General features: G+C 56.3%; 1 protein-coding gene. It reads right to left on the bottom strand.

Going from position 1 to position 1,220, the window contains the following annotated elements:
* A partial coding sequence (locus JJ896_18530; protein MBO6781654.1) for a PAS domain S-box protein occupies positions 1–1,220 on the bottom strand: 1,220 nt, incomplete at both ends.

Here is a 1,220-nt window from a genome sequence, read left to right as displayed (position 1 = left end):
GAAAGTGTGGCCACAGCTGTTCAGGATGGCCGTTACGATCTGCTGGGTCATTGCGTTGTCATCGACAACAAGCACATGCAACGGGCGCCGCGCCGCGAAATAAGTGGAGGGCGAGTCCTTGTCATCGGACGCGGCAACGGGCGTCCTTGCCGCTTTATACGGAAGCGAGAACCAGAATGTGCTGCCTTTGCCGTATACGCTGGCAGCGCCGATTTCGCCATTCATGAGTGAAACAAGCTTCTTGCAGATTGCCAGGCCAAGCCCGGTGCCTTCGAATTTTCGTGTGATTGAAGCGTCGCCCTGCTTGAACTCGGTGAAAAGTTTGCCGAGGATTTCAGGCTTTATACCGATCCCAGTGTCCCGGACCGAGAAGTTGAGCTTGGGCGCACCCGTGCCGTCGTCGGTCAGTCTGCACTTTACGGTGATCGTACCGGCTTCCGTGAATTTCCGCGCATTGCCGATCAGATTGATCAGTACCTGACGCAGCCGGGTCGGGTCCATATTGATGCCCGGCGGCAGATCGTCGGGCAGGTCCAGTTGAATCGCGACCGGGTCCGGGCCTTCGCCAAGGTAGTCGTCGGAAAAGAAGTCCACGACCTCTGCGATCAGGGACGGAAGGTGGAAGTCGATGTACTCCAGTTCGACCTTTCCGGCGTCGAGTTTCGAAATATCGAGGATATCGTTGATGATCCGCAACAGCGAGCGCGTCGACGATTTGATCTTATAGACCAGGTCCTTGCTTTTGCCGTCCAGTTCTTCCTGCAGCAGAAGGTCGGCAAAACCGATAACGCCAGTCATTGGCGTGCGGATTTCGTGACTCATGGTGGCAAGGAACTCCGACTTGGCGGTGTTGGCGGCTTGTGCTGCTTCGTGCGCCCTGGCCAGTTCCTGTTCCTTTTTCTTCTCGGCTGTGATGTCGGTGCGGATGGCCACGTACTGGAAAGGTCGTCCGTCGGCGCCGAGGAAGGGAACAATCGTGGACGTGACCCAGTAATAGCCACCACGCTTCTTTTGGTTCTTGATTTCGCCATGCCAGATCCTGCCACTGGCGATGGTGCGCCACAGTCCCCGGTAAAACTCTGGCGAATGTTCGCCGGACTTCAGGATTCGGTGATTGGATCCGATCAATTCGTCCTTTGAATACCCGGACATCGCACAGAACTTGTCGTTCGCGTACGTGATCGTACCCTTGGTATCTGTGACGCTGACGATCGCGTGTT

It is taken from the genome of Rhodothermales bacterium (genome assembly GCA_017643395.1).
GTDB lineage: Bacteria > Bacteroidota > Rhodothermia > Rhodothermales > UBA10348 > JABDJZ01.
This window is presented reverse-complemented; position numbering and strand designations above follow the sequence as displayed.